Consider the following 26757-nt stretch of genomic DNA (forward strand, 5'->3'; position numbering starts at 1 on the left):
GCAGGGTTGGTGGACGACAGACCGGTCAGGCAAGTGCGGTGCAGTAAGGCTTTCCCATAACCCATCTTCAACGAAGGCATCTGGAGCGTTGGTTTGCTGAAAGGACTGTTGGCCATATTGCGTTCCATGCTCGGGAGCTTTCGGGATCTGCTGCCGATTATTCTCGTCATTGGATTTTTTCAGCTTGTCGTGCTGCAACAACCTGTTCCCGATCCTGGTGATTTGTTCGTCGGTTTTGTCTGTGTCTTGCTGGGGCTGACCTTCTTTATCTTTGGCCTGGAAATGGGCCTGTTTCCCATCGGTGAGTCGATGGCTCACGCCCTGGCGCGCAAAGGCAGTGTGTCCTGGTTGATCGCCTTTTCCTTTGCCCTGGGTTTTGGCACCACCATTGCCGAGCCTGCATTGATAGCGGTTGCCGCCGAAGCCGCCTCGGTTGCTGCAGATGGCGGAATAATTGCGGGCGATGACTCGGCCAAGGCGTCCTACGCGTGGGGTCTGAGGTTTACGGTGGCATTGTCGGTGGGTTTGGCCATCATATTGGGGGTGTTGCGGATACTGTTTGGCTGGTCGATCCAGTGGATGATTATGGGGGGCTATCTGCTGGTCGTGATAATGACCTTCTTTGCTCCCAGGGAAATCATTGGCATCGCCTATGACTCTGGAGGGGTGACGACATCGACCATCACCGTTCCCCTGGTTACCGCGCTCGGCGTTGGGCTTGCTTCGTCGATCAAGGGGCGCAACCCACTAACGGATGGTTTCGGTCTGATTGCCTTTGCTTCGCTGACGCCGATGATTTTTGTCATGGCCTACGGCATGTTGTTCACGGGAGCCTAGTGATTTGATCGATTTTTTCGCAGAACTATTCGCAGTGCTGATGGTGACGGTCACGGATGTCTTGCCCATCCTCTGTGTTTTGGTGGGCTTTCAGTTGCTGGTGATTCGCAAACCGATACCCAGTCTGAAGAAAGTGGCGATCGGTTTCGTCTACGTTCTGCTCGGCTTGTCACTATTTCTGTTGGGTCTGGAAAAGGCACTGTTCCCCGTTGGCAAACTCATGGCCGAGCAATTGACCAAGCCTGAATTTATTTCCCAGGGAAAGGCATTTTCCGCGAACGGCTTGCAGTGGTTCGATTACTACTGGGTATATATCTTCGCCTTGGCGATAGGCTTCAGTACGACTATTGCCGAGCCATCTTTGATCGCTGTTGCGATGAAGGCCAACGTTGTTTCCGGTGGCGCGATAGGTGTTCTGGGACTGCGCATTGCTGTGGCGCTGGGTGTCGCGGTCGGCATTGCCCTGGGGACTTATCGGATTGTTTCCGGCGTGCCGATCCATTACTTCATTATCTGCGGGTATATCGTGGTGCTGATCCAGACCTTTTTCGCTCCGAAGATGATCGTGCCACTGGCTTACGACTCCGGCGGCGTCACAACCTCCACCGTGACGGTGCCTCTGGTCGCAGCCCTGGGCTTGGGGCTGGCCGGTACGGTACCGGGGCGCAGCACCCTGATCGATGGCTTTGGCCTGATCGCCTTTGCCAGCCTGTTCCCGATCATGTCGGTAATGGCCTATGCACAGTTGTCGGAATATATGAATAAAAGGGCCAGAGCCAAGCGGGATTGAATCCGGCCAGTACACATGGGTTTTTAACGAGGAAAGGTCTATGCACTTCAAATTGCTGCTGGTTTTTGTCGATCTGGACAAAACAGACAAAGTCATGAAAGCCGCACGTGATGCTGGCGCAACCGGTGCAACGGTCATTACCAACGCCCGGGGTGAGGGTATGGAGCAAAGCAAGACCTTTTTTGGCCTGTCGCTGGAAACCACCCGGGATGTACTGCTGTTTCTGGTAGAAGAGCACCTGAGTCGTCACATCCTGGAAACCATAGGTATCGTCGGCGAGCTTGATACCAGCGCCGGCACCGGTATCGCCGTGCAGATCGACGTGGAAGATGCCGTCGGCGTCTCCCACCAGATTCAATCCCTGGCGACCAAGGTGGAGGAAAAGCTATGAGTGAGCCAAAGCGTCAGGTAGTCAAAACCCGGGACGTCATGCAAAAGCGCTACATCCTGATGGATGGCTTGATGACGGTGAAAGAAGCACTGGTGCGGATGAAGGAATATGACGCGACCATGGTGCTGATCAACAAGCGGAGTGACCAGGATGAGTACGGTCTGGTGCTGCTCTCGGATATCGCCAAAAAAGTGCTGGCAAAAGACCGCTCGCCCGAACGTGTCAACCTTTACGAAATCATGTCGAAGCCCGTGATTGGCGTCTCTCCCGACATGGACGTGCGCTATTGTGCGCGACTATTCGACCAGTTCGGCCTGTCCATCGCTCCGGTCATAGATAATGGCGAAGTGATCGGATCAGTTGGTTACACCGAGCTGGTGCTTGATGGCTTGTTGGTTGAACAGCGCTCGCTGGAGTAAAGGTTACAGCGTATTTTGTTGACCTCGGATAACTGGCCGAAGCTGACTCGGCTAATAGAACAGATTGCCTAAATAAGGAGCTTACACATGGCTGTTGGTCTTGGTCCCTTACCCACCCTGCACCCGGTTGCGGGATTCGAGCTCGGTATTGCCTCGGCGGGCATCAAGCGGCCGGGCCGCAAGGACGTGGTGGTGATGCGCTGCGCCGAAGGTTCCCGCGTAGCTGCAGTCACCACCACCAATGCCTTCTGTGCCGCACCGGTGCTCGTCACCCGCGAGCGCGTGCAAGGTGATGTGCGCTACCTGCTGACCAATACCGGCAACGCCAACGCCGGCACCGGTGCCGAGGGGCTGGCCAACGCCCGGCGTACCTGTGCTGCGCTGGCCGGGCTGACCGGTGTGCCGGAGACCGCCATCCTGCCGTTTTCCACCGGCGTGATCGGTGAGCCGCTGCCGGTAGAAAAGATCGAGTCCGCCCTGCAGGCAGCGCTCGACGATCTGGCGCCGGAGCACTGGGCTGAAGCCGCCACCGGCATCATGACCACCGACACCCTGCCCAAGGGTGCCAGTCGCCAGTTCCGCCATGCCGGTGAGACCATCACCGTAACCGGCATCAGCAAAGGCGCCGGCATGATCCGGCCGAACATGGCGACCATGCTCGGCTACATTGCCACCGATGCCAAAGTGGCCCGTGACGTCCTGCAGAATCTGGTGCTGGATGCGGCGAACAAATCGTTCAACCGCATCACCATCGACGGCGATACCTCGACCAACGACTGCTGCCTGCTCATAGCCACCGGCCAGACCAACCTTGCGGAAATCACCGAGGCCAGCGGCGAGCTGTACACACAGCTCCGGCAGGCGGTGTTCGAGGTGTGCATGGAAGTCGCCCAGGCCATCGTCCGCGACGGTGAGGGTGCCACCAAGTTCGTCACCGTGCAGGTCAACGGCGGGGGCAACCATCAGGAGTGTCTGGACGTTGGCTATGCGGTGGCGCATTCGCCGCTGATCAAGACCGCACTGTTTGCCTCCGATCCGAACTGGGGGCGAATTCTCGCGGCAGTGGGTTATGCCGGCGTGCCGGATCTGGATGTGAGCAAAATCGACGTGTTCCTCGGCGATGTCTGCATCGCCAGCCAGGGCGGGCGTGCTGCCAGCTACACTGAAGCGCAGGGCGCGGCGGTGATGCAGCAGGAAGAAATCAGCATCCGTATCGAACTGGGTCGCGGCACTTGTAGTGAAACCATCTGGACCACCGACCTGTCCCACGAGTATGTGCGGATCAATGCGGAGTACCGCAGCTGAGGCTGCCGGAGCCGGATGCCAATCGGCGCTTCGCTGACCAGCAAAGCAATGGTGGAAAATCGCGGAGCGAGTTTTCCACCCAACCAATGCGAGGGTCGAAACATGCAGCTGGTGATAGGTGACAAGAACATTTCCTCCTGGTCGCTGCGTGCAGCACTGGTACTGGAACTGACCGCTGAACCCTACGCGGAGATACTGGTAAGGCTGTATCAGCCGGACACGCGGGCGCGCATCCTCGAACATTCGCCGACCGGCAAGGTACCTTTGCTGAAAACCGCAGAAGGCCCGATCTGGGATTCGCTGGCGATTGCCGAATACCTGGCGGAAACCTACCCCGAAGCACATCTGTGGCCGCGCGGTGAATATGCCCGGGCAGTCGCGCGCAGTGTCTGCGCGGAGATGCACAGCGGTTTCGTCGCCCTGCGTACCCATCTGCCGATGGACCTGTGCCGCGATCAGGCCCTGACTGTTGTGCCGGACGAGGCGCAGGCGGACATCCAGCGTATTTGCACGCTGTGGGCCGGGTGCCGCGCACAGTTTGGTCAGGACGGCCCTTTTCTGTTTGGTCATGCGAGCATCGCCGACGCTTTTTATGCGCCGGTGGCCAGCCGCCTGCGCAGTTACCGTATCGAGTTGCCGGAAGTGGCAGCAGCTTATGTCGAGAGCATCTATCAGTGGCCACCGTTCCAGCGCTGGCTGCTGGCCGCCAGGCAGGAAGTAACGGCTTGAAACGGGTGCATGTGGCGGCTGCAGTGATTCGCCGCGCCGATGGCTGCATCCTGCTGGCCCGGCGCCCCGAGCACTTGCATCAGGGCGGGCTGTGGGAGTTTCCCGGTGGCAAGGTCGAGGCCGGTGAAACAGTGCTGGCCGCCCTTGATCGTGAGTTGCACGAGGAGTTGGGGATTCGCGTCGGTCGTGCGCGACCGTTGCTCAAGGTCAGTCATGACTACCCGGACAAGCAGGTGCTGCTGGATGTCTGGGAGGTCACGCAGTTCAGTGGCGAGCCCCATGGCGCCGAAGGCCAGCCGCTGGCCTGGGTGTCGCCGCGACAATTGCCGGAGTATGACTTCCCGGCGGCGAATCAGCCGATCATTGCCGCAGCGCGCCTGCCGGACAGCTACCTGATTACGCCTGATGACTTGAGCCACGACGAAGTGCTGGTTGGTCTGCGTGAAGCCCTGGCCCGCGGTATCAAGCTGGTGCAGTTGCGTGCGCCGAACATGTACAGCCCGGCCTATCGTGATCTGGCGCTGGATGCCCAGGGTCTGTGTGCCGGCAAGGCACAGCTGATGCTCAAGGGCCCGCTGGAATGGCTGGGTGACTTTCCGGCGGCCGGCTGGCATCTGACTGCCGAGCAGTTGCGCAAGTATGCCGCTGCCGGGCGACCGTTCCCCCGTGAGCGCTGGCTGGCGGCCTCCTGTCACGGCGCTGAAGAGTTGCAGCTGGCGCAGCAGATGGGGGTGGATTTCGTCACCCTGTCGCCAGTGCAGCCGACCCGTAGTCACCCCGAAACTGCAGCGCTGGGTTGGGATGTGGCTGCCAGATTGCTGGAAGGGTTCAACCAGCCGGTGTATCTGCTTGGCGGCGTAGGCCCGGATCAGCGGGAGCAGGCCTGGCAGGCGGGGGCGCAGGGAGTGGCGGGAATCCGCGCGTTCTGGCCCGAAGCCTGAATCCGGGCTATTCGCCCAGGCGTGCCTTGAGTGCGGCCACTTCGGCTTCCAGTTCGATCACGCGCTGGCGCGCCTCGACGGTATCGCTGACATCCTTCTGGATGCCGATGTAGTAGGTCAACTGATCGGCTTCATTGAATACCGGGGTGATTGATAGCTCGTTCCAGAAGGCGCTGCCGTCCTTGCGGTAGTTGCGAATGATCTGCCGGCAGGGCTGGTTGTCGACAATCGCCTGATGGATTGCGTGCAGGCCGGGCTGGTCACGGTCACCGCTCTGCAGAAAACGGCAATCCTGGTAGAGGATTTCCTCGGTGCTGTAACCGGTCAGGCGCTCGAAGGCGGCGTTGGCATAGATCAGGATGTTGTCTTCGCCTTCCTGTTCGGCTACGACTATTCCGTCATTGGAGGCATTGACTACCAGTTGCAACAGTTTGGCATTGATCATGGTCTGGCATCCGGGTTGGTAGTTGCAGGAGCGCGTCAGCTTCTGGATTGCGGTTATGCAAGGCATTCTAAGGTATCAGGACGGGCCGTCCACTTGCGGCATAATGCCTGTCTCTGTGTTCTGTTTCAGGAGTTTGCATGAAGGTAGCGATTTTATCCGGCTCGGTTTACGGAACAGCCGAAGAGCTGGCGCGGTACGCGGAAAGCCGGCTCAAGGCTGCCGGGCTGGAGGCCTGGCACAAGTCTGCATTGACTCTGGAAGAGTTGCAGGCCTTCGCCCCGCAGGCACTGCTGTGTATCACCGCCACCACCGGGATGGGCGAGCTGCCGGACAATCTGCAGCCGCTGTATTTTGCCCTGCGTGATCGCCTGCCCAATTGGCGCGGTCTGCCCGGTGCCATACTGGCGCTGGGCGACTCCAGTTATGCCGATACCTTCTGCGGTGGTGGCGAACTGGTCAACGAACTCTACGAAGAGCTGGGCATCCATCAGGTGTTGCCGATGCTGCGCCTGGATGCCAGCGAAAGCGCGGACCCGCAAGGCGATGCCGAGCCATGGCTAGATGAGCTGATCGTGCAGCTGCAGGCGCTGCAGAGCCAGAACTGAGGGTGCCAGAGGATTCCCGCGCTACCGCCCGGGAATCCTGACCTTCAGGCATTGATTCCAGCTGCTGCTCAGAGCGGCAGGCCAGCCTTGACCCGGTAATGGCTACGTACCGGATTGGCATACTGCAGGATCAGGCAATCCCGATATTCGGCCGGGCAATGCTCCAGCCGCCGCTGCCATTCACCTTCGGCGCGGCGCAGGTCATCTGCCGGGAACAGTTCGCTGATCTGCGGTACCTGTATCTGCGCATCCTGCTGATCCCACATGGCATAGGCCAGGTAGTGCACCGGGAATAGCCGGTAATGGGTCAGGATTACCTGATCCAGCGCCGTTGCCAGCTGTTTGGCATCCTCGCAGGGCGCACTCATTTCGTTGCCGAAATGCAGGTGTACACGGCCTTTGTAGCCGGTGATGCCCAGGGCAATGCTGGCGTCGTCCTCGCCCTGTGCCTTGGTGTAGCTGCCACTGCTGGCACGGATCGACAGTTCGCGGGCCTTGGCCTGATCGCAGGGGTCGTATTCGTAGCTGATCGATACCGGAATGATGTGCAGCTGGCTGATCACTTCGGCGAAGGGCTGATCCTTGCGGCTCATGTGGAACATCTTGAGGATCGCCGGATCGGTACGGTCATTGCCGTCCTTGGCACGGCCCTCGGCCTGGGCGATCCATACCGATTCGCGGTCGTTGCGGATCGAGTGATTGATATAGGCCGAGAGCAACTGAAAAGCGGCCAGTTTTTCGCGGCGGCCGGTAATCGAGCGCGGCACGATGAAACTCTTGTTCAGGCGCATCAGGTCGCCGACAAAGGGTTTCTGCAGCAGGTTGTCGCCAATGGCAATGCGCACAGTCGGGTGCTTGCTGTGGTACAGCGCGTAGTTGACGAAGGCCGGGTCCATGACGATGTCACGGTGATTGGCGATGAACAGGCACGGCTTGCCTGCCGGCAATTGCTCGAGCCCTGAATAGGTGACACCGTCGGTGGCTTTCTCGATGGTGCGATCGACGTAGGGCTCGACCTTGTCCTGCAATTTGGCCACGCAATCGATGCCGGCACATTCGCGGCGCAGACGCCAGGCAATCAGCGGACGCAACAGCCAGCCAAGGGGGCCGGCCAGATGCGGAAAGCGGAAGCGCGTGAGCATGCCCAGCAGGGTCCGGTCGCTGGTCAGTCGCGTCAGTACGGCGGCAACTTCATCATCTTGGTAAGGTCGGATACTGTCGAATTCGCCCATCATCATCTCGGTATGGCTGGAGGCTGGCTGCACGGAAAAAAACGTCGGCTGGAAAACCCGTGCCCAAGTTGCAATTATAAGCGCAAGTGGCCGGAGATAAGTTCATGCTGGAACGCGAGGATTTTCACTGTCCCTACTGTGGCGAAAGGATCAGCGCATTGCTTGATCTTTCCGCTGGTGACCAGCAATACATCGAGGATTGTTCGGTCTGTTGCCGGCCTATGGTTTTCCAGCTGCACACCGATGGCGACAGCTGGGATCTGCAGGTACAGCGGGAGGATGACTGATGCAGCGAATTTACGAGCCGGAAAATCTGCTGGAAGCCGAGATGCTGCTGGGCATGCTCGCCAGCGAAGGGGTGACGGCACGTCTGACCGGTGAGCATTTGCTCGGCGCCATCGGTGAGTTGCCGGCTGCCGGGCTGCTTGGCTTGCTGGTGCTGGAAGATCAGGCCGAACGCGCCAGCGAGTTGATCGCTGCGTACAATGCGGCGCAACCTTTGCCGGGCGAAGCGCCGATGGACACCGAAGGCAGCCTGCTGTGCTGATGCTGCAATCCGCGGTGCATTTCGCTGAATAGATTTCCTTCGAGTTCACTTCCGCATGTCTGCACGCTATGCCCTGTTTCGCTGGTCTGCCCAGCTTGCCGCGCTACCCGGTTTTCCCGGCGAGTTTCAACCCTGCTGGAATCTGCTGCCTGGCGCCCAGGCCCTGATCCTGCGCGAGCAGGACGGTCAGCAACGTATGGATCTGGCGCGCTGGGGCCTGACCCCGGCCTGGTTCACCGATTTTTCGCGGACCCCGGCCCATGCGCGGCTGGAAAGCATCGCTACCCAGCCGATGTTTCGTCAGCCTTTCCAGCAGCGCCGCTGTCTGCTGCCGGCCAACGGTTTCTTCGAGTGGCGCGGTGTACGCAAACAGCCTTACTGGATGAGCATTGCCGAACCGCTGCTGTACTTTGCCGGAATCTGGGAAGCCTATCCGTCCGGTGCTATCGAGTACCTGAGTTTCGCCATGATCACCCGCGAGGCTGGCGCGCAGCGCCGGCCGATTTTGCTCAACGCGTCTGAGCAGCAGCAGTGGCTGGATCCGCACGCGCCTGTGGAGCGCTTGCAGGAATTACTGCAGGAGACCCGGCCAGCCTTATTCGAGCGCGCGCTGGCAACTATCGTTAATGATCCGCGGGTGGATGGCCCGGAGTGCCTGACCCCGATCTAACCGGCCCGGTTGCGATAGCTGCCGGGCACCGGTTGTGCTGTCAGGCCCGGAGCGGAGTACATGGCTTATGCCGCGTGGGTGCGAGGGGTTGCAGCAGTCGTTAGCCCGGTCCGCTTAGTTGCACGGCTTGCCAGACCGCATACAGCGCCAGCACGGCAAAGGCGCTGGCGGCGATGCGGCGGATCAGCGTCAGCGGCAGGCGCTCGGCGGCGAAGTTGCCGGCCAGCACCACCGGCACGTTGGCCAGCAGCATGCCCAGCGTGGTGCCGATCACCACCAGCAACAGATGCGGGTACTGTGCGGCCAGCATGACCGTGGCGATCTGCGTCTTGTCGCCCATCTCGGCGAGGAAGAAGGCAATCAGCGTGGTGACAAACGGGCCGTAGCGTTTCAGCCCGGACTCGTCGTCCTCGTCCAGTTTGTCCGGCACCAGTGTCCACAGCGCCACGGCAGCAAAGCTGATGGCCAGCAGCCAGGCCAGTGTGGCGGCAGAGAACAGGCTGCCCACCCAGTTGCCCAAAGCGCCGGCAGCGAAATGGTTGGCCAGGGTGGCGATGACGATGCCCCAGATAATCGGCCAGGGCCGGCGAAAGCGCGCTGCCAGCAGCAGAGCCAGCAGCTGGGTCTTGTCGCCGATTTCGGCCAGGGCAACGATACCGGTGGGGATCAGCAGGGATTCGAGCATGATTTTTCTCTGAGAGATTATTGTTCAGGTGGTGCAGTAAGGGGGGTAAAAAGCAGGGCGGACTTCAGCCCGCCATCGCCGAATCAGAGTCTTGGTGGGCTGAAGCCCACCCTACGATCACTCCTCCAGAATTTGGTCAGCGCTTGCTGGCCTGATAGATACGAAAACCTTCGGCATCGGCCAGTGTCTGGCAGCTGCCCAGATGCTGCTCGATCAGTGGCTTGTATTGCAGGAAGCTGTTGGCTACCAGCCGCAGTTCACCACCGGGCTGCAGATGCCCGCTGGCTTCACGCAGCAACTGTTCGGTGGCGGCGTAGCTGGTATGTACCCCCTGATGAAAGGGGGGATTACTGAGGATCGCTGCCAGCCCGAGGGGCGCGGCATGGATGCCGTCGCCGGCCAGTACTTCGGCTTGCAGGCCGTTGGCCGCGAGGGTCAGGCGACTGCTGGCCACGGCAAAGGCATCTACATCGAGCAAGCTGATCCGGCTCTGCGGATAACGGCGCTTGAGTACGGCACCCAGCACCCCGGCACCGCAGCCGAAATCCAGCAGATGGCCTGCGGGCAAGCGATCCAGATGTTGCAGCAGCAGTGCAGTGCCGCGATCCAGCCGGCCGTGGCTGAACACCCCGGGCAGGCTGATTACCTGCAGCGGGCCGTCGTCCAGCTGCAGACTGAACTGCTGCGCCAGCTCCTCCAGTTGCGGCACCAGCGGCACCTGCGCGACCTGCACCTGCCACAACTGGCAATGTCGGGCGCTATCCAGCTTGCGCGGCTTGCCGAAAGCCGCCAGCTGCTTGCTGGCGCGCTCGATGCCGGCGCGTTTTTCGCCGACCAGGTAGAGCATGCCGCCAGCAAGATGCGCCGCCAGTGCCTGCAGCAGGTAGTCGGTGAGTTCGCGGGATTTGGGCAGGAACAGCACAGCACTATCGAAGCGCGCTGCGCCTGGCTCAGTACCGTAATGGCAACGCCCGGCAAAGCGCGCGTCCAGCTGCGCCTGTTCGCCGGCATGCCAGCTCCAGCCATGGGCTGCCGGCAGCTGGCCGAGCAGGTCGTCGGCCGGCAGCCCGGCCAGCAGCACAGGGCCCTCGAACAGCCGGGCCTGACGCAGCAGCACTTCACTTCGCGGGTCCATGGGCCTGATCCTTTAGCGCGGGGGAATTGGGGGTGGCTAGATTAACCGACCACCCTTTGCGGCGCACCCGCGGCGAAGGCTGCGGCATTCTCCGCCAGCTGGCCAACGATCCGCTGCCGCGCCTCGCGGCTGCCCCAGGCGTTGTGCGGGGTGATGATCAGGCGCGGAATATCGGCCGCCAGTAACGGATTGCCATGCCGTGGCGGCTCTTCGCTGAGTACATCGAACGCGGCGCCGCCCAGATGCCCGGCGCGCAGGGCGTCGGCCAGTGCCTGTTCATCGACCAGCCCGCCGCGAGCGGTGTTGATCAGCAGTGCCTGCGGCTGCATCAACGCCAGCTCGCGGGCGCCAATCAGGTTGCGCGTCTGTTCGGTCAGCGGGCAGTGCAGGCTCAGGGCATCCACTTGCGGCAGCAGCTCATCCAGCGGCAGGCGCCCCGGCTGGGCAGGCCGTCCAGGCAGCTGGCCGAGCAGCACGCGCATGCCGAAGGCTTCGGCCAGCCTGGCGACGGCGCTGCCCAGCTCGCCATGACCGAGCAGGCCGATGGTCTTGCCGTCCAGTTCCATGATCGGAAAATCCAGCAAACAGAACTGCTGGGCCTGTTGCCAGGCACCGCCGCGCACGGCCTGCTGGTAGTCACTCAGACGCGTGGCCAGCGCCAGCAACAGCAGCAGCGTGTGCTGGGCGACCGAGGGCGTGCCGTAGGCGCGGCAGTTACAGACTGTCACGCCACTGGCCCTGGCCGCCTGCAGGTCGACGTTGTTGGTGCCGGTCGCGGCAACCAGAACCAGTTGCAATTGCGGGTTGGCGGCAAAGGTTGCGGCGGTTAGCGGCACCTTGTTGCTGATCGCCACCTGCGCGCCTTGCAAGCGCGCGCTGACCTCGTCAGGGCTGGTCTGTGCATGCAGTTGCAGGCTGGCGAAACCGGCGCGTAACAGATCCAGATCCAGGTCGCCGAGGTCGAGGGAGGCATGGTCAAGAAATACGGCATGCAATTTATTGCTCAAGGGTTTTACCTGCACAGGGTTGATCAAGTAGGTTAGCCGGCCAGTTTTGACTATTTTGCGGGAGCCTTGCGTGCACTGGACAGATCTTTATTGGCAAGAGTTTCTTACCGTGGCGCTGGTGCATCTGCTGGCGGTGGCCAGCCCGGGGCCGGATTTTGCCATCGTGATCAGGGAGAGCGTGAGTCACGGCCGTACCGCGGGCACCTGGACGGCGCTCGGCGTGGGCGTCGGTATTCTGCTGCACGTCACCTATTCGTTACTGGGCATCGGTCTGGTGGTGGCGCAGTCAGCGGTTCTGTTCAATCTGCTGAAATGGGCCGCGGCGGCTTATCTGTTGTATCTGGGGATCAAGGCGCTGCGCAGTCGGCCGCTGGTGGTGCAGGCTGTGGATCCGCTGGCACAGAAAGTCCGCACGGCACACGGTGCCTTTGCCAGTGGCTTTATCACCAATGGGCTGAACCCCAAGGCCACGCTGTTCTTTCTTTCGCTGTTCACCCTGGTGATCAACCCGCAGACGCCGTTGCTGATTCAGGCCGGTTATGGCCTGTATCTGGCTTGTGCCACGGCAGCCTGGTTTTCGCTGGTGGCGCTGCTGTTCAGTCAAGCACGAGTGCGCAGCGGCTTTGCGCGCATGGGCCACTGGTTTGATCGTCTGATGGGTGTGGTACTGGTCGGTCTGGCGGTGCGGCTGGTGTTCAGCGAGATGCGTTGAGATGCGGATTGGTAATCCGCAGGGGATTTCACTGCATTTCTATTGCCGATTAGCGTGCATGTCTGAGGCATTGGTTCCGCCCTGCTGGGCGTCTCACTTTTGCCAGTCGCCCGGCAAAAGTAAGCAAAAACGCTTGCCCCTGCATCCGGCCCTGCGCTGCGCTCCGGGTTCCCTCGCTCCGGTGCCGCTCCGCAGGCACGCCCCGAAGGGCCGTCCATGGCCCATCGGGGCTTTCTCGGCGTCCTGCCTCGAAACCTGCTGCGCAACACCTGCACTCGGCCTTCTGAAGGGGCGGTTGGGTGCCCACCGCATCATCTGCGTTTAACCAATCAAGGAGCTACCTGTTTGCACGGACTAGCAGTCCCGTCAGGAGGGTGAGCGGAATCGGTGTGGAAGCGGGCCCCTGGAGCAGCGATGCAGCGAACGAACCCGGTACGTAGCGCAGCGAAGAACCGGGCCGGATGCCGGGCGCGCTTTCTCTTTGCTTACTTTCTCTTTGCGCGCGCAAAGAGAAAGTGAGGCGCCGTGCAAGGCGCAACCTGAAGCCGAGTGCCGAGGAAAGCGCTACGGGCTAACTCGAAGCCTAAGCCAACCAAAAAATCAAAGCGGATTACCAATCCGTAAACACCTTACGGCATCCCTGCGCTGTCGAGCCGCTGACGCTGAAACGACAAAGCCCGGCACTTGGCCGGGCTTTGCTTTGAACGGTCGGGGCTTACAGCAGTTCGATCGCCACTGCCGTTGCTTCACCGCCACCGATGCACAGCGAGGCCACACCACGCTTGCCGCCCTTGCGTTGCAGGGCGTTGATCAGGGTGACGATCAGTCGCGAGCCGGTAGAACCAACCGGGTGGCCCTGGGCGCAGGCACCGCCGAACACATTGACCTTGGCGTGATCCAGGCCGTGCTCGCGCATGGCCAGCATGGTGACCATGGCGAAGGCTTCGTTGATCTCGAACAGATCGACGTCATCCTTGCTCCAGCCGGTCTTGTTGAACAGGTTGGTCAGCGCGCCGACCGGGGCGATGGTGAATTCGCTCGGGTCCTGGCTCTGGGTGGCGTGACCAACGATTTTCGCCAGTGGCTTGAGGCCGCGCCTGGCTGCTTCTTCGGCAGTCATCAGGACCAGAGCGCTGGCGCCATCGGAGATCGAGCTGGCGTTGGCTGCAGTCACGGTGCCGTCTTTCTTGAACGCCGGTTTGAGCGTCGGGATCTTTTCCAGATTGGCGTTGAACGGCTGCTCGTCGTCCTTGACCACTACATCGCCCTTGCGTCCGGCCACGGTGACCGGAACGATTTCACTGGCCAGCGAACCGTCGGCAATTGCCGCCTGGGCGCGCTTGAGCGATTCGATGGCGTAGGCGTCCATGTCCTCGCGGGTGATGCCGTACTGGTCGGCGGTGTCCTGGGCAAAGGAACCCATCAGACGGCCAGTGCGGGCATCTTCCAGACCGTCGAGGAACATGTGGTCCTTGACTTCGCCATGCCCCATGCGCAGACCGCCGCGGCCTTTTGGCAGGATGTAGGGTGCGTTGGACATGCTTTCCATGCCGCCGGCGACCATTACCTCGTTGCTGCCGGCCTTGAGCGCATCGTGGGCCTGCATCACGGCTTTCATGCCCGAACCGCAGAGCTTGTTGATGGTGGTGCAGCCGGTGGCGGCAGGCAGACCGGCGTTCAGCGAAGCCTGACGGGCCGGGCCCTGCTTGAGACCGGCGGGCAGTACGCAGCCCATGATCACTTCCTGCACATCGGCAGGCTGGATGCCGGCGCGGGCAACGGCTTCGCGAATGGCGACGGCACCCAGATCAACGGCCGGCACTGCGGCCAGGCTGCCCTGGAAGCCGCCCATGGGGGTGCGCACAGCGCTGACGATTACGATATCGGACATGGTATATGCACCTTTCAATAGAAGTGGGTGTGAACGGAATTGTGAATTTATTCTAACATGTGACTAGAATGCGTAAAATAGTCACAGTGATGAATGGTTTTCTGCTTGCGGAAATCTGGTCTAGCATCAGTATTCTGCAACTCATGCCAATCACAAGAGCCTTTCAGGTAATCGCCATGCTCCAGACTCGTGTTATTCCGCCAGCCGAAAACGCCTACCAGTACCCATTGCTGATCAAGAGCCTGCTGCTCACCGCCGGCCGCTATGAGCGAACCCGCGAGATCGTCTACCGCGACAAGGTGCGCTACACCTATCCAACCCTGCTCGAGCGGATCGCACGTCTGGCCAACGTACTCAGCGAAGCCGGAGTCAAGGCCGGCGATACAGTCGGGGTGATGGACTGGGACAGCCACCGTTATCTGGAATGCATGTTTGCCATCCCCATGCTCGGCGCAGTTCTGCAAACTATCAATGTCCGTCTGTCGCCCGAGCAGATGCTTTACACCATGAATCACGCGGAAGCGAAGTTCGTGCTGATCAACAGTGACTTCATCCAGGTGTTCAATGATGTAGCGCCGCATCTGAACAGCGTGCGCAAGACCATCCTGTTGACCGATGGCGAAGAAAAAACCGCCAACCTGTTCAACCTGGTTGGCGAGTACGAGGAGCTGCTGAGTGCTGCCAGTACCAGCTACGACTTCGAGGACTTCGACGAAAACTCGGTCGCCACCACCTTCTATACCAGTGGCACCACCGGCAATCCGAAAGGCGTGTATTTCACCCACCGCCAGCTGGTGCTGCACACCCTGACCCTGGGCACTACCATGGGCTCGCTGGACAGCATTCGGCTGCTGGGCAACAACGACGTGTACATGCCGATCACGCCGATGTTCCACGTGCATGCCTGGGGCATGCCGCTGGTGGCGACCATGCTCGGTCTCAAGCAGGTCTATCCGGGTCGCTACGAGCCGGAGTACCTGGTCGAGCTGTGGAAAACCGAAAAAGTCACTTTCTCCCATTGCGTGCCGACCATCCTGCAGATGGTGATGAACGCCAAGGCCGCAGAGGGTGTGGACTTCAAAGGCTGGAAGCTGATCATCGGCGGCTCCGCGCTGAACCGCTCGCTGTATCTGGCGGCGAAGGAGCGTGGCATGCAGCTGACTGCCGCCTACGGCATGTCGGAAACCGGGCCGATCATCTCCTGTGCCTATCTCAACGACGAGGACATGGCCAGCGAGGAGTTGCAGGTCAAACATCGCATCCGTGCGGGGGTCAGCGTGCCGCTGGTGCAGGCGCGCATTGTCGATGCCGAAGGCAAATCGCTACCGCAGGACGGTCAGGCCCAGGGCGAGCTGGTGCTGCGTGCACCCTGGCTTACCCAGGCCTATTTCAACGAACCGCAGAAGAGCACCGAACTCTGGGAAGGCGGCTGGCTGCACACTGGCGACGTTGCGGCGATCGACCACAACGGCGGCATAGAAATTCGTGACCGCATCAAGGATGTTATCAAGACCGGTGGGGAGTGGATTTCCTCGCTGGAACTGGAAGACCTGGTCAGCCGCCATCCGGCGGTGCGTGAAGTGGCGGTGGTCGGCATGCCGGACGAGCGCTGGGGCGAGTCGCCGTTTGCCCTGGTGGTGCTGCGTGACAGCCAGAGTCTCGACGCTGCCGCTTTGCAAGCGCACATGCTGCCGTTTGTCGAACAGGGCCGCATCAACAAATGGGGTATTCCACGGCAGATCGCGCTGGTCAGCGAGATTCCCAAGACCAGCGTCGGCAAGCTGGACAAGAAGGTTATTCGTCTGCAGATCGCCCAATGGCAGACAGAAGGGAGTTCGATCATCTCTTCGTTGTAAACTCGGCCGGTCGCATCATGGTGGTGTGACCGGTTTCCTTTCTGGTTGTGATGATTCCTTTCCTTTCTCTGCGCCAGCTACTCCCCCTGTTCCTGCTTCTGGGTTGTGCACGCCCGGCTCTGGCCGGCTTGCCGTTCAATATCGGTGTGGTCGAGGCGCAGCTGGATAGCGCGCTGGATTACTCGCTGCTGTGGGCCACGGAAAATCCGCATAGCGACCTGATCGGCGCCAACAACGGCGGCCGTGGGCTGTCCACGGCAACCGACGATGCACGGCTGAATTATGGCCGTGGCGATAGCGTCAGCCGGCGTTTGAGCGGCTTCAATGCACTGGAATTGCGCTACCAGGACAGCGGTGCCTATCTCAGCGGCCGCTACTGGTATGACTTCGCCCTGCAGGACGACCACCTGCCGTTTCGCCAGATTGATGATGGCGGTCGTCAGCAGGGCGCCAAGTCTTCCGGCGGAGAATTCCTTGAGGCCTTCGTTTATCAGCGTTACCAGCTGGACCAGCAGCCCGGGGAAGCGCGGCTGGGCCGGCAGACGCTGAACTGGGGCGAAGGGCTGTTTATCGGCAATGCCCTGAATGACCTGAACCCGCAGCAGGCCTCGGCCTATCGCCAGCCGGTGACAGCGCTCGGTGAGGGCTTCTTGCCGAGCAATCTGCTGCATCTGTCACAAGCACTGAGTGAGCGCTGGGAGCTGCAAGGTTTCTATCAGTTGAACTGGGATGCCGATGTGGCGGAAAACTGCAGCACCTTCTTTTCTCCGGCGGATTATCAGGCGCCGGGTTGCAGCGACAATCTGGCGGTGTTGCGTACCCGGCAGCAGGTAGTCGATCAGTATGGCCAGGCGGCGCTGACCGGCCTGCAAGGGCTTGGGGTCGGCTGGAATGTCCCGGATGAGGGCGTGCTGGTGCGCCGTGGTGCCGATCGCGATGCCTCGGACGGTGGCCAGTTCGGTGTGGCCCTGCATTATTTTGCCGTGCCGCTGGACACCCGTTTCGGCCTGTATGCCCTGCATATCCACAGTCGCCAGGCCTATCTGGGCATCCAGGCGCCGGACCAGGCAGCCTATGACGCCGCCCTGACGCAGGGTGCTCTGGCGCCGCTGGTGGTGGCGGGTAACAGCCAGTACTTCATGACCTATCCGGAAGATCTGCAGACTTACGGCCTGAGTTTTTCCAGCCTGCTGCGCAATGGCACGACCTGGGCCGGCGAGTTGAGCTACCGGCCCAATGCGCCGCTGCAGTTGAGCAGCGTCGACCTGCTCGCCGCACCGCAGACCCCGCTGGATGCCAGCCAGTCGCCGTTGCAACTGGCCCCCGGGCAATCCCTGTCCGGTTACCGGCGCAAGGACATCACCCAGCTGCAGACCTCACTGAGCCAGACGGTTGATCAGGTGCTCGGCGCCAGTCAGATGCTCTTGCAGGGTGAAGTGGCGCTGGTGCAGGTAGGCGGGCTGGAGAGCCGCAATGCGGCGCGCTATGGCCGCGATCCGCTGTACGGCTCCGGTAGCCTGCCGGGCAATGCCTGCGTGACGCGCAATGCCGAGCAGCTGAATGCTGCCGGTGCCGCGCTGGACAATGTTGCACGCTACTGTTCGGGTGATGGCTTCGTCACTTCCACCGCCTGGGGCTACCGTACCCGCGCCGTCTGGGAATACCCGCAGGTTTTGCCGCACCTGACCCTCAAGCCGACACTGGCGTGGTCGCAGGATGTTGCCGGTTATGCGGCGGACGGCCTGTTCAGTGAAGGCGCCAAGGCCGCCAGCATCGGCCTGGATGCCGAATACCAGAACATCTATCGCGTCGGTCTGCACTACAGCAGTTTCTTCGGTGGCGATTTCAACAGCCAGACTGACCGGGATTTCCTGTTGTTCAGTCTGGGTTTGAGTATCTAGCGCAGCGGCTCAGCGGTCGCTATCAGTGCGCCGGCAGATTCGGCTCAAACTTGGAGTGACCCGCCAAGCTGCAGCAGGCCGCGCTTGCGGCTGCTGTGTCTGGTCGATGGCGGATTATTTGCGGACCGGTGCGAGGAAACGGCGCAGGGCACTCCAGTTCTGCGTGCGGTCTTCCGCGCGGTAGGCGGTCAGCATCTGCAGCTGCTCCTCGATGGCTTTGGCCACCTTCTCGCGCAGCACCCATACGCGTTGTGCGTCGTCCGCTTTGCCGCGCAGGCGCGCAGTGGCTATGCGTTTGCCGAAGCCGAAGTAATAGCGCTGCGGCCGTGGCATCACGCTCAGGCCAATGCCGCGTGCCAGCGGCGGAATCATGTCGCCATTGCGGGTGCGCTCGCTGAGCTTGAGATAGCCGTCGAGCAGCTTCCACAGCTTCGAACTGCTGACGTCATTGGCATCCAGAAGAATGTCAAAATTCTCGTCTGCACCCAGCGAGCCGAACGGAATGATGTCGTAGCCATGCTCGATGGCCATGCGGGCAAAACCAGTGCGCTTCTTCCAGATCAGCTGATAATCCTCGCCCTTGCGCCGCATCACCTCGCGGCCGCCGCCGGGAAATACCAGTACGTGCTGGCCGGTCTGCATCAGCGCGGCACAGTTTTCCGGAGTGCCCAGCACCATGCCGGCGCTGACCAGCAGCTTGCTCCAGCCGGGTACGGCGAAATGCCCGCGGTCACCCAGTCCGCGCAGGAACACAGCGTGCTCGCGGTACAGGTGCTCGTTCATCAGCGGTACATCGAGCAGGCCATAGAGCGTGTGGTTGCCCACCCACAGCGCCGGCTTGCTCAAGTCGAGCTGGTCCAGGCCGAAGAATTGCGGCTTGAAGTAAGCGTTGGCCACGCGAAGGGTGCGCTGCATGGACTTGACCGCTGGTGGCTGGAAATCGGTGACGCCGGGAATATCCGGCAAGGCTGCGTCGGACTTGTGCATGGGGACTCCTTTGCGAGGTTTGCTGTGCTGGCTGGGCACTGATCTAGCGCCGTGCCAGCAGATCCAGGGCGACGTCGACGATCATGTCTTCCTGACCACCGACCATGCGCCGCTTGCCCAGTTCGACAAGGATGTCGAGGGTCTTCACGCCGTACTTGGCCGAGGCGGCTTCCGCATGGCGCAGGAAGCTGGAATAGACCCCGGCATAGCCCAGCCCGAGGGTTTCGCGGTCAACCCGCACCGGCCGGTCCTGCAACGGGCGCACGAGGTCATCGGCCGCGTCCATCAGGGTGTAGAGGTCGGTGCCGTGGTTCCAGCCCATGCGCTCGGCGGCGGCGATGAACACTTCCAGCGGCGCATTGCCGGCGCCGGCACCCATGCCGGCGAGGCTGGCGTCGATGCGGTCGCAGCCTTCCTCGACGGCGGTAATGGAATTGGCTACGCCGAGCGAAAGGTTATGGTGGGCGTGCATGCCGGTCTGGGTCTCGGGCTGGAGCACGGCCTTGAACGCGCGCATGCGCTCGCGGATGTCCTGCATGTTCATCGCGCCGCCGGAGTCGGCCATGTAGATGCACTGGGCACCGTAGCTCTCCATCAGCTGGCCCTGGCGGGCCAGTTCTTCGGCCGGCAGCATGTGGCTCATCATCAAAAAGCCGACGGTGTCCATGCCCAGCCCGCGGGCGTAGTCGATGTGCTGGCGCGAGATGTCCGCCTCGGTGCAGTGGGTGGCTACGCGCACCACGCGCGCGCCGGCGTCATAGGCGGCCTTGAGGTCGTGGATGGTGCCGATGCCGGGCAACAGCAGGGTGGCGATCCTGGCGTGGCTGATCACATCGGCAGCCGCTTCGATCCACTCCAGATCGGTGTGCGCGGCAAAGCCGTAGTTGAAGCTGGAGCCCTGCAGGCCATCACCATGGGCGACTTCGATGGAGTCGACTTTGGCCTTGTCCAGCGCGCGGGCGATGTCCTGCACGTTGCGGATCGAGTACTGGTGGCGGATGGCATGACTGCCATCGCGCAGGGTGACGTCGGAGATATATAGTTTTTTGCCGGGGTTAAACGTCATGACAGCTCTCCTTGGGCGCAGGCCTGGCCGCTGGCCGGGGTGATGATCGACTCGGCCATGCGCTCGGCAGTGGCCAGCGCGGCGGAGGTCATGATGTCGAGGTTGCCGGCGTAGGCCGGCAGGTAATGTGCAGCGCCTTCGACTTCGAGGAAGACCGAGGTCTTCAGCCCGGCGAAGGTACCCACGCCGGGAATGTGCAGCGGCGCCGCTTGCGGAATCACGTCGAACTGCACCTGCTGCTTCAGGCGATAGCCCGGCACATAGCGGTGCACCGCTTGCACCATGGCCTCGATGGAAGCGGCGATTTCAGCCTGGTCTGCCAATTCCGACAGCACGAAAACCGTGTCGCGCATGATCAGCGGCGGTTCCGCCGGATTGAGCACGATCATCGCCTTGCCCCTGGCCGCACCGCCGACCTGCTCGATGGCCCGGGCAGTGGTTTCGGTGAATTCGTCGATATTGGCGCGGGTGCCGGGCCCGGCCGATTTGCTGCTGATGGTGGCGATGATTTCGGCGTAGTGCACCCGGGCTACCCGCGACACGGCCGCCACAACCGGAATGGTGGCCTGACCGCCGCAGGTGACCATGTTGACGTTGGGCTTCTCGAGGTGGGCGTGCAGGTTGACCACCGGCACACAGTACGGGCCGATCGCCGCCGGGGTCAGGTCGATCAGCCGCAGGCCCGGCTTCAGCTGGCGCAGCAGGGCGTCATTGCTGACGTGGGCGGTGGCCGAGGTGGCGTCGAAGACAAAGTCGATGTCGTCGAATACCGGCAGCCGGGTCAGGCCTTCAACGCCCTCGTGGGTGGTCGCCACGCCGAGGCGGGCGGCGCGGGCCAGACCGTCGGAGGCCGGGTCGATGCCGACCATGGCACCCATTTCCACGTGTTTGCCGTTGCGCATGATCTTGATCATAAGATCGGTGCCGATATTGCCGGAGCCGATGATGGCGACTTTCAGTTTGCGGTGACTGCTCATCAGTGAGCCTCCAGTACGGGCAGCGAGTGCGGGCCACGCTGCCAGGCAAAAAGGTAAGGGGTCAGACGAAGCGGCAGCCGACTTCGCCGAGACGGGTCAGGCGCAGTTGCAAGCGGTCGCCCGCCATCACCGGGGTCATCGGGCCGAGCGCGCCGGACAGCAGTACGTCACCGGCCATCAGCGGGCGGCCGGCCCTGGCCATGGTGCGGGCCAGCCACAGGCAGGCATCCAGCGGGTTGCCCAGGCAGGCGGCGCCGACGCCGATCGCGGCCTGCGCGCCGTTCTTCTCCAGCAGCATGCCTTCCAGACGCAGGTCCAGCCCCGCCAGACGGGTCGGCTGCTTGCCCAGCACGTAGAGCGCCGAGGAGGCGTTGTCGGCCACGGTATCGGCCAGACTGATCTTCCAGTCGGCAATCGCCGAATCGACGATTTCCAGCGCCGGCAGCAGGTACTCCACCGCGCTCATCAGTTCGGCCAGGGTGCAGTCCACGTGGGGCAGGTCGCGGCCCAGCACGAAGGCAATCTCGCCCTCGGCCTTGGGCTGGATCAGCCGGCTGCAGTCGATTTCACCGCCATCGGCAATTTCCATATCGGCAAACAGCATGCCGAAGTCCGGCTGATCGACGCCCAGTTGCTGTTGCACGGCCGTCGAGGTCAGGCCGATCTTGCGTCCGACCAGCCGGCGGCCCTGGTCGAGTGCCGCACGGGTGTTGATTTCCTGCACGGCATAGGCATCGGCCAGACGGGTGATGCCGAACTGGCTGGATACCGGTGCAATCGCTGCCTGCGTGGCGCGCGCGGTGCGCAGGGCGAGCGCGGCGGCCTGGATTATTTCCTTGCCTGCGGAAGGGTGCGAACTCATGAGGCCACCTGCTGCTGGCCGGAGCTGTGCATGCCGAGCTGTTCGATCAGCGCGTCAATCGCCGCTTGCAATTGCCCGGGCTTGCTCATGGCGAAAACGAAGCGGTCGGGGCGGACGATGGCCACTGCGCCGGGCACATGGCCGGCTTCGCGGAAGCGGCGGATGCACTCACCGCTCATATCCTCCCACTCGTCGGCCGCCCCGGCGATGCAGGTCGAGAGCGTGCCCTGGGGGCGGCCGCCGGCCGGATACAGGGTCAAATAACGGACGTCCAGGGCTGCCAGCACTTGCTGGTCGGCAGTAGTGAGTTGTGCGCGCGGATCGACGCCATAACCGATCAGGGCATAGCCCTCACCCAGCACCTCATCCAGCAGCGCCTGCCGGCAGTCAAAGTCGGCCAGTTGCGGCTGCGGTAATTGCTCGCCTTCCACGCCGTTGCGGCGCGTGCGCGGCAGGCCGAAGTAGGCGCCGGACTCGTAGCGTGGGCGTGGCTTGAACTTCTGTTCGGCCAGGTATTCGCGGATGCCGGGGGTGGACCGTGCCGTGCGGGTGGCGACATTGCGCAGCGCACCGAGCAGCGGATTGGAGGTGGAAACAAAGTTCTTCATGTGGATCGACAGGTCGATCATCGCCTTGGCGTGTGGCCGGCGTTCACTCTGGTAACTGTCCAGCAGGCTGTCGCGAGCGCGCCCCTTGATGACGGCTTCCAGTTTCCAGGCCAGATTGTAGGCATCGCGCACGCCGGCATTCATGCCCTGGCCAACGAATTGCGGGGTCATGTGCGCGGCATCGCCGGCGAGCAATACCCTTCCACTGCGCCAGCTTTCGGCCACCAGTGCGTTGAAGGTGTAGACCAGACTGCGGAGGATCTCGACCTTGCTCACATCCACGTACTTGCCCAGATAGGCGCGTACGGTTTCCGGGTTCTCCATGTGCTCCCTGGTCTGGCCGGGCATCAGCATGAATTCGAAGCGGTGATGACCGTAGGGCTGGCGGCAGCTGACAGTGGGGCACTCGGGATCACAAATAAAGCTGAAGTAGGGCAGGTGGCGCAGACAGTTCTCGCCTTCCTTCTGTTTGATGTCGACCACGATCCACGGGTTGGGGAAACTCTGGCCGGTCATCTTGATCCCCAGCTGGGTGCGCACCGCGCTGCGGCCGCCATCACAGGCGACAAGATAGCGAGCGCGAAGCGCTTCTTCGCCATTTTTTGCTGCCGGGGTCTGGTCCGCCGCCGGCTTGCTGTAATTCGCGCCGCGACTTTCGCTATGCATCACCGTGACACCCTGATCATCCTGAATGAAGCGGGTGAACTCACGTCCGCGGCGCACACTGACCTGCGGGTAGCGCGCCAGCCCTTCGGCCAGGCTGGTTTCCAGCAGCGGCTGGTAGAACAGGTTGTTGACCGGCCAGCCATTGGGGCGGGCGTTCTGGATCAGTTGGTGCAGCACCTGACCATCGGGCAGCAGCCACTGGAAGGTGGCATTGAGCAGCATGTCCCTGGTCAGTTCTTCGGCCATGCCGGCGGCCTGGAAGATGCGCAGGCATTCATCATCGGTGTAGACGGCGCGGGCATTGCCGTAGAACTGCGGCTCGCGTTCGAGCACGACCACCGACAAGCCGCGCTTGCCGAGCAGGTTGGCCAGGGTGAGGCCGGTGGGGCCCAGTCCGGAAATGACCACATCAACCTGTGGTTCGGTAGTTTTCTTGCTCATCGGCTGCAGCCTCAATGTCCGGGTTCGAAGGGGATGTACTCGCTGCGCAACAGCGAGCGTGCGGCGCGGGTTATCTGGCGCAGTTCATCCATCAGGTTGTGGTCCAGCGGCTGGTGGCCCCAGGTGCTGATGCCCTGGTGCAGGGTCGGTTGCCAGCTGCTTTCGTCCACCGCGATCGGGTCCCAGCCGTATTCGATCTCGAAGCCGGACGGGCTCTGCACATAGAACGACAGCTCGCGGTCATTGGTGTGCTGGCCGACGCCCATCATGATCCGGTAACCGAGCCGGCGGCAGCGCTGGAAAGCGGCGGTCATGTCTTCCAGCGTCGCGCACTGGACATTCATGTGCTGGATGCGCGTGCGGATCGGGTCCATGCGCCGGCCACGGGTACAGGCGATGGCCACCGAGTGGTGTCGCGGGTTGAGGCGCAGAAAGCGGATGTCGAGCATCAGGCCGCCGATGCGCTGTTCGATGTCGTCACTGTGCCGGGCATCGAGAATTTCCTGCCAGAACGCCTGCACGGCTTCCGGGCGCCGCGAGGTGATCGCTACATGGCCCATGCCGGCTTCGCCGGTGACGTAACCGCTGGCCAGCATCGACAGCGGTTTGTCGCTCAGCAGCGGTGTGACATAGAACTCGATGGCCAGCGCCTTGGGCCCACGGCAACGCCAGTACTGCTCGACACCGCGCAGCGCTGCCCCGCAGGCATCCCCGGCTTCCACCGCTACGCCCTTGTCCCGCAACCGTTGCAGTACGGTGTCCAGGCTGGCCTGGTCGGCGAGCTCATAGCCCAGCGCCAGCATATCCTCCTGTGGCCCCTGGCAGATCAGCAGCCGCCGGGCGTGGTTGTCCAGGCGGCAGATCAGCGTGTCGTCCTCCCGATGAACGTCGAGGCCGAGTGCGTCGCGGGTAAAGCGCAGCCAGTCCTGGTGTTTTTCTGATTCGACCAGGGCATAGCCCATGCGTACCTTGCCAAACAGGCTGGTCCGGGTTTCTGGTGCGGTTGCCATGCTGATCATGCTCCCGACCGGGGCGAGGCACTGACGGGCGTGCGCACGGCCAGATAGCTGGTGACCACCGCGTTGAACTCTTCTGCGCGTTCCCACTGCACCCAGTGGCCGGTCTTGCAGAACAAATACAGATCGCAGGCCGGCATGGTTTTTTGCAGGGCCGCTCCGCCGCTGGGGCGATTGACCTTGTCTTCGATGCCCCACAGCACCAGCGTCGGCACCGGGCAGCTGGAGAGCCGCGGATCGCGGGTGAAGTCCATGCGGATGGCCGTCTTCAGGCTGTTGGGCCCGCGCAGGGGCGGTGCCGCGATCACTTCCGGGTCGATGCTGGCGCGGTAGCGTTCCTCGATCATGGCATCGGTGACCTGGCTGGCGTCGTACACCAGGTAGTCGCGGATAAAACGGGTGATTTTTTCCCGTGATGGTCCGCTGCCCTTGTAGTAGTTCAGCAGTTGCTTCAGTCCGGCTGTCGGCAAGCCGCGCGTAGTGCCGACGCCGCCCGGTCCCATGAGTACCAGTGCGGAAACACGCTGCGGCGCTTCCAGCGCCATGCGCAACGCGCAGGCACCTCCCAGTGAGTTGCCCACCACATGGGCCTGCTGGATGTGCAGCTGATCGAGCAGGCCGAGCATCGACTGCGCCAGATCGCCGAAGGTGTCATTGCGGTCGACGCCCTTGCTCGACTGGCCGTAGCCGGGCATGTCGGCCACCAGTACGCGGAAGTGCCGCGCCAGTGCCGCGATGTTGCGCGAATAATTGGACAACCCGGAGGCGCCAGCACCGCCGCCATGCAGCATGAGCAACGGATACCCCGTACCGGTTTCGCTGATGAATATCTTGCGTTTGCCGACGGTGACGGTGCGTGACGTCATCCCCGGATGGGTTACGGCTTGGTTCATCGGTGGCTCTCCAGTGTTGCGATGGCGGGCGGGGTGGTGCGGTTGCTGGGCTGTATAGAAGTCTGATTGACGCGAATGGTTTAAAAAATACTAGCACGATCAAAAATGAACACAAGTGTTCAATCAAAATAAAAAACCACAGCCGACCCGCACACAGCGCTGGGCCGATGCAGGATTGCTGGGGGACGTTGCGGTAATGGCTGCAGTCCAGCCCGGCGGCGGGTCTGGCAATCCACTGAAATGACGGCGTAAAAGCCCGGCGCACCCGGGGCGGGATGCGAGTCCGGCAACCGCCGGCGGGCACTGCCGGGCGGGCAGAAGGTGTTAGTCGAGGGTGGCCAGTGCTGGCAGATCCAGCCGTGCCAGGCGGTGTGCCTCGTCGGTGGCAACGCCCAGGGCGCGCAGCACCAGTTCGGCGGTTTCACTGCCGGCGTCACGCCAGGTCTTGCGGCCATCCAGAACCAGCATGATGGCTCCCAGCACCGCGCCGCCGATCAATGACATGACGCTGGTCAGCATCGACTGATCAAAGCTGTAGCGTGAGCGCGCCAGGCCGGCCAATACATCCTGGACCGGTGGCCCGGTCCAGAGATCCTGAAGGGATTCCGTATTGGTTGCATAACGGATGATGAACGCGCCCCACTGCGGTTCCTCATGGGCGCGGCGGATATAGAAGCGGATACCGTTGGCCAGGCGCTGGGCCGGATCAAGCTGGGGATCGGCGCTTTTCACCACGCGCTGGTTCATTTCCGCACTGAGTTCATTGGCCACGTCAGTAAACAGCGACTCGAGGGATTCGAGGTTGTTGTAGACAGTGCCGCGCGCCACGCCCGCCACCTGCGCCAGCTCGCTGACGCTGATCTCGCTGACGCCCTTTTCGGCGAAGAGTTGCAGGGCGGCCAGGTGCAGGCGTTTTCGAACAGGGGTCATAGGCGCAAGAACTCGGAATGAAAATTGTGATTACTATTGAACAGGCATGTTCAAGCAATTTCAAGCACATGGGGCTGATCAGGCACTAGGGAAAGCAGGCTTTGACGGCTAACCGGTAGCAAGTTTTTAAATACATTCGCCCGCTCCGCTCCGCTACAGTGCTGAAATTTGCAGCCATTGCAGGAAAGTCACGCGCAGGTGTTGAAAGCAAGT

28 protein-coding genes are annotated in these 26757 nt (G+C 62.0%); 14 read left to right on the top strand and 14 right to left on the bottom strand.

All coding sequences use genetic code 11. The features are described from left to right. Window positions 1-93 precede the first annotated feature (93 nt). From BLT89_RS02400 to BLT89_RS02430, 7 genes are all read left to right on the top strand, one after another. Window positions 94-837, top strand: a complete 744-nt coding sequence (locus BLT89_RS02400) for a DUF1538 domain-containing protein (RefSeq protein WP_197673528.1) — start codon at window positions 94-96, stop codon at window positions 835-837. A gap of 4 nt (window positions 838-841) precedes the next feature. Continuing rightward, window positions 842-1627, top strand: coding sequence for a DUF1538 domain-containing protein (locus tag BLT89_RS02405; RefSeq protein WP_197673529.1), 786 nt, complete (start codon window positions 842-844; stop codon window positions 1625-1627). A gap of 40 nt (window positions 1628-1667) precedes the next feature. After that, window positions 1668-2018 carry a P-II family nitrogen regulator gene (locus BLT89_RS02410; protein WP_090192920.1) on the top strand — a complete coding sequence of 117 codons (351 nt, stop codon included), beginning with the start codon at window positions 1668-1670 and terminating at the stop codon, window positions 2016-2018. Next, window positions 2015-2437: a CBS domain-containing protein gene (locus tag BLT89_RS02415; protein ID WP_090192921.1), complete on the top strand. Its 423-nt coding sequence runs from the start codon at window positions 2015-2017 to the stop codon at window positions 2435-2437. Before BLT89_RS02410 ends, BLT89_RS02415 begins: the two co-directional genes overlap by 4 nt. 87 nt (window positions 2438-2524) lie before the next feature. Then, window positions 2525-3742 (top strand): bifunctional glutamate N-acetyltransferase/amino-acid acetyltransferase ArgJ, encoded by a 1218-nt coding sequence (argJ, locus tag BLT89_RS02420; protein WP_090192922.1) that lies wholly within the window; start codon window positions 2525-2527, stop codon window positions 3740-3742. A gap of 102 nt (window positions 3743-3844) precedes the next feature. Then, entirely contained in the window at window positions 3845-4471 is a 627-nt protein-coding gene (locus BLT89_RS02425; protein ID WP_090198616.1) for a glutathione S-transferase family protein, read from the top strand. Next, window positions 4468-5412, top strand: a complete 945-nt coding sequence (locus BLT89_RS02430; RefSeq protein WP_090192923.1) for a Nudix family hydrolase — start codon at window positions 4468-4470, stop codon at window positions 5410-5412. The genes BLT89_RS02425 and BLT89_RS02430 overlap by 4 nt, the downstream gene beginning before the upstream one ends. A 7-nt stretch (window positions 5413-5419) precedes the next feature. On the opposite strand, the gene BLT89_RS02435 is transcribed toward BLT89_RS02430, so the two are convergent. After that, a complete protein-coding gene (locus BLT89_RS02435; RefSeq protein WP_090192924.1) occupies window positions 5420-5857 on the bottom strand; it encodes a PAS domain-containing protein in 438 nt (145 codons plus the stop codon). A 137-nt stretch (window positions 5858-5994) separates the two neighbouring features. Between BLT89_RS02435 and BLT89_RS02440 the strand changes: the two genes are divergently transcribed. Then, on the top strand, window positions 5995-6462 hold the full coding sequence (locus BLT89_RS02440) for a flavodoxin (protein ID WP_090192925.1): 468 nt from the start codon (window positions 5995-5997) through the stop codon (window positions 6460-6462). Between the two features lie 68 nt (window positions 6463-6530). Here the strand turns inward: BLT89_RS02440 and BLT89_RS02445 are convergent, their stop codons facing one another. Continuing rightward, entirely contained in the window at window positions 6531-7697 is a 1167-nt protein-coding gene (locus BLT89_RS02445; RefSeq protein WP_408003063.1) for a 1-acyl-sn-glycerol-3-phosphate acyltransferase, read from the bottom strand. Between the two features lie 101 nt (window positions 7698-7798). On the opposite strand from BLT89_RS02445, the gene BLT89_RS02450 reads away from it, so the two are divergent. From BLT89_RS02450 to BLT89_RS02460, 3 genes are read left to right on the top strand one after another with little or no spacing between them, the layout of a single operon-like run. Next, window positions 7799-7981 carry a CPXCG motif-containing cysteine-rich protein gene (locus BLT89_RS02450; protein ID WP_090192926.1) on the top strand — a complete coding sequence of 61 codons (183 nt, stop codon included), beginning with the start codon at window positions 7799-7801 and terminating at the stop codon, window positions 7979-7981. Beyond that, window positions 7981-8241, top strand: coding sequence for a putative signal transducing protein (locus BLT89_RS02455; RefSeq protein ID WP_090192927.1), 261 nt, complete (start codon window positions 7981-7983; stop codon window positions 8239-8241). Before BLT89_RS02450 ends, BLT89_RS02455 begins: the two co-directional genes overlap by 1 nt. Before the next feature lie 55 nt (window positions 8242-8296). Beyond that, window positions 8297-8911, top strand: coding sequence for an SOS response-associated peptidase (locus BLT89_RS02460; protein WP_090192928.1), 615 nt, complete (start codon window positions 8297-8299; stop codon window positions 8909-8911). A gap of 100 nt (window positions 8912-9011) precedes the next feature. On the opposite strand, the gene BLT89_RS02465 is transcribed toward BLT89_RS02460, so the two are convergent. The 3 genes from BLT89_RS02465 to BLT89_RS02475 form a co-directional block, all read right to left on the bottom strand. After that, window positions 9012-9596, bottom strand: a complete 585-nt coding sequence (locus tag BLT89_RS02465) for a TMEM165/GDT1 family protein (protein WP_090192929.1) — start codon at window positions 9594-9596, stop codon at window positions 9012-9014. A gap of 136 nt (window positions 9597-9732) precedes the next feature. Next, a complete protein-coding gene (locus BLT89_RS02470; RefSeq protein ID WP_090192930.1) occupies window positions 9733-10731 on the bottom strand; it encodes a class I SAM-dependent methyltransferase in 999 nt (332 codons plus the stop codon). Between the two features lie 41 nt (window positions 10732-10772). Then, window positions 10773-11738 carry a 2-hydroxyacid dehydrogenase gene (locus BLT89_RS02475; RefSeq protein WP_090192931.1) on the bottom strand — a complete coding sequence of 322 codons (966 nt, stop codon included), beginning with the start codon at window positions 11736-11738 and terminating at the stop codon, window positions 10773-10775. 70 nt (window positions 11739-11808) lie between these two features. On the opposite strand from BLT89_RS02475, the gene BLT89_RS02480 reads away from it, so the two are divergent. Further along, on the top strand, window positions 11809-12450 hold the full coding sequence (locus tag BLT89_RS02480; protein WP_090192932.1) for a LysE family translocator: 642 nt from the start codon (window positions 11809-11811) through the stop codon (window positions 12448-12450). Window positions 12451-13165: 715 nt separating this feature from the next. Here BLT89_RS02480 and BLT89_RS02485 read toward each other — a convergent pair. Continuing rightward, window positions 13166-14341 carry an acetyl-CoA C-acyltransferase gene (locus BLT89_RS02485; protein WP_090192933.1) on the bottom strand — a complete coding sequence of 392 codons (1176 nt, stop codon included), beginning with the start codon at window positions 14339-14341 and terminating at the stop codon, window positions 13166-13168. Between the two features lie 176 nt (window positions 14342-14517). Between BLT89_RS02485 and BLT89_RS02490 the strand changes: the two genes are divergently transcribed. Both BLT89_RS02490 and BLT89_RS02495 read left to right on the top strand, forming a co-directional pair. Further along, window positions 14518-16197, top strand: coding sequence for a fatty acid--CoA ligase (locus BLT89_RS02490; RefSeq protein ID WP_090198622.1), 1680 nt, complete (start codon window positions 14518-14520; stop codon window positions 16195-16197). A gap of 50 nt (window positions 16198-16247) precedes the next feature. Continuing rightward, on the top strand, window positions 16248-18098 hold the full coding sequence (locus BLT89_RS02495) for a DUF1302 domain-containing protein (RefSeq protein ID WP_090192934.1): 1851 nt from the start codon (window positions 16248-16250) through the stop codon (window positions 18096-18098). A 114-nt stretch (window positions 18099-18212) separates the two neighbouring features. Here the strand turns inward: BLT89_RS02495 and BLT89_RS02500 are convergent, their stop codons facing one another. From BLT89_RS02500 to BLT89_RS02535, 8 genes are all read right to left on the bottom strand, one after another. Beyond that, complete coding sequence (locus BLT89_RS02500; RefSeq protein WP_090192935.1) at window positions 18213-19085, bottom strand: lysophospholipid acyltransferase family protein; 873 nt, start codon at window positions 19083-19085, stop codon at window positions 18213-18215. Between the two features lie 43 nt (window positions 19086-19128). Continuing rightward, window positions 19129-20151, bottom strand: coding sequence for a 4-hydroxy-2-oxovalerate aldolase (gene dmpG / locus BLT89_RS02505; RefSeq protein ID WP_090192936.1), 1023 nt, complete (start codon window positions 20149-20151; stop codon window positions 19129-19131). Next, on the bottom strand, window positions 20148-21128 hold the full coding sequence (locus tag BLT89_RS02510; protein WP_090192937.1) for an acetaldehyde dehydrogenase (acetylating): 981 nt from the start codon (window positions 21126-21128) through the stop codon (window positions 20148-20150). The genes dmpG and BLT89_RS02510 overlap by 4 nt, the downstream gene beginning before the upstream one ends. Window positions 21129-21189: 61 nt before the next feature. Further along, window positions 21190-21990 (bottom strand): 2-keto-4-pentenoate hydratase, encoded by an 801-nt coding sequence (locus tag BLT89_RS02515; protein ID WP_090192938.1) that lies wholly within the window; start codon window positions 21988-21990, stop codon window positions 21190-21192. Then, a complete protein-coding gene (gene mhpA, locus BLT89_RS02520) occupies window positions 21987-23705 on the bottom strand; it encodes a bifunctional 3-(3-hydroxy-phenyl)propionate/3-hydroxycinnamic acid hydroxylase MhpA (protein ID WP_090192939.1) in 1719 nt (572 codons plus the stop codon). Before mhpA ends, BLT89_RS02515 begins: the two co-directional genes overlap by 4 nt. 11 nt (window positions 23706-23716) lie before the next feature. Further along, window positions 23717-24715: a VOC family protein gene (locus BLT89_RS02525; RefSeq protein WP_197673530.1), complete on the bottom strand. Its 999-nt coding sequence runs from the start codon at window positions 24713-24715 to the stop codon at window positions 23717-23719. Window positions 24716-24720: 5 nt separating this feature from the next. Next, entirely contained in the window at window positions 24721-25614 is an 894-nt protein-coding gene (locus BLT89_RS02530) for an alpha/beta fold hydrolase (RefSeq protein WP_090192941.1), read from the bottom strand. A 324-nt stretch (window positions 25615-25938) separates the two neighbouring features. Further along, window positions 25939-26544, bottom strand: a complete 606-nt coding sequence (locus tag BLT89_RS02535) for a TetR/AcrR family transcriptional regulator (protein ID WP_090192942.1) — start codon at window positions 26542-26544, stop codon at window positions 25939-25941. Between the last annotated feature and the right edge of the window lie 213 nt (window positions 26545-26757).

This window comes from Pseudomonas pohangensis (assembly GCF_900105995.1).
GTDB lineage: Bacteria > Pseudomonadota > Gammaproteobacteria > Pseudomonadales > Pseudomonadaceae > Aquipseudomonas > Aquipseudomonas pohangensis.

Excerpts from the sequence above, each read along its gene's own strand:
- BLT89_RS02410 (WP_090192920.1), top strand. The coding sequence starts at position 1,668 with ATGCACTTCAAATTGCTGCTGGTTTTTGTCGATCTGGACAAAACAGAC.
- BLT89_RS02415 (WP_090192921.1), top strand. The coding sequence starts at position 2,015 with ATGAGTGAGCCAAAGCGTCAGGTAGTCAAAACCCGGGACGTCATGCAA.
- argJ (WP_090192922.1), top strand. The coding sequence starts at position 2,525 with ATGGCTGTTGGTCTTGGTCCCTTACCCACCCTGCACCCGGTTGCGGGA.
- BLT89_RS02425 (WP_090198616.1), top strand. The coding sequence starts at position 3,845 with ATGCAGCTGGTGATAGGTGACAAGAACATTTCCTCCTGGTCGCTGCGT.
- BLT89_RS02435 (WP_090192924.1), bottom strand. The coding sequence starts at position 5,857 with ATGATCAATGCCAAACTGTTGCAACTGGTAGTCAATGCCTCCAATGAC.
- BLT89_RS02440 (WP_090192925.1), top strand. The coding sequence starts at position 5,995 with ATGAAGGTAGCGATTTTATCCGGCTCGGTTTACGGAACAGCCGAAGAG.
- BLT89_RS02445 (WP_408003063.1), bottom strand. The coding sequence starts at position 7,697 with ATGATGGGCGAATTCGACAGTATCCGACCTTACCAAGATGATGAAGTT.
- BLT89_RS02450 (WP_090192926.1), top strand. The coding sequence starts at position 7,799 with ATGCTGGAACGCGAGGATTTTCACTGTCCCTACTGTGGCGAAAGGATC.
- BLT89_RS02455 (WP_090192927.1), top strand. The coding sequence starts at position 7,981 with ATGCAGCGAATTTACGAGCCGGAAAATCTGCTGGAAGCCGAGATGCTG.
- BLT89_RS02460 (WP_090192928.1), top strand. The coding sequence starts at position 8,297 with ATGTCTGCACGCTATGCCCTGTTTCGCTGGTCTGCCCAGCTTGCCGCG.
- BLT89_RS02465 (WP_090192929.1), bottom strand. The coding sequence starts at position 9,596 with ATGCTCGAATCCCTGCTGATCCCCACCGGTATCGTTGCCCTGGCCGAA.
- BLT89_RS02470 (WP_090192930.1), bottom strand. The coding sequence starts at position 10,731 with ATGGACCCGCGAAGTGAAGTGCTGCTGCGTCAGGCCCGGCTGTTCGAG.
- BLT89_RS02485 (WP_090192933.1), bottom strand. The coding sequence starts at position 14,341 with ATGTCCGATATCGTAATCGTCAGCGCTGTGCGCACCCCCATGGGCGGC.
- BLT89_RS02490 (WP_090198622.1), top strand. The coding sequence starts at position 14,518 with ATGCTCCAGACTCGTGTTATTCCGCCAGCCGAAAACGCCTACCAGTAC.
- BLT89_RS02495 (WP_090192934.1), top strand. The coding sequence starts at position 16,248 with ATGATTCCTTTCCTTTCTCTGCGCCAGCTACTCCCCCTGTTCCTGCTT.
- BLT89_RS02500 (WP_090192935.1), bottom strand. The coding sequence starts at position 19,085 with ATGCACAAGTCCGACGCAGCCTTGCCGGATATTCCCGGCGTCACCGAT.
- dmpG (WP_090192936.1), bottom strand. The coding sequence starts at position 20,151 with ATGACGTTTAACCCCGGCAAAAAACTATATATCTCCGACGTCACCCTG.
- BLT89_RS02510 (WP_090192937.1), bottom strand. The coding sequence starts at position 21,128 with ATGAGCAGTCACCGCAAACTGAAAGTCGCCATCATCGGCTCCGGCAAT.
- BLT89_RS02515 (WP_090192938.1), bottom strand. The coding sequence starts at position 21,990 with ATGAGTTCGCACCCTTCCGCAGGCAAGGAAATAATCCAGGCCGCCGCG.
- mhpA (WP_090192939.1), bottom strand. The coding sequence starts at position 23,705 with ATGAGCAAGAAAACTACCGAACCACAGGTTGATGTGGTCATTTCCGGA.
- BLT89_RS02525 (WP_197673530.1), bottom strand. The coding sequence starts at position 24,715 with ATGGCAACCGCACCAGAAACCCGGACCAGCCTGTTTGGCAAGGTACGC.
- BLT89_RS02530 (WP_090192941.1), bottom strand. The coding sequence starts at position 25,614 with ATGAACCAAGCCGTAACCCATCCGGGGATGACGTCACGCACCGTCACC.
- BLT89_RS02535 (WP_090192942.1), bottom strand. The coding sequence starts at position 26,544 with ATGACCCCTGTTCGAAAACGCCTGCACCTGGCCGCCCTGCAACTCTTC.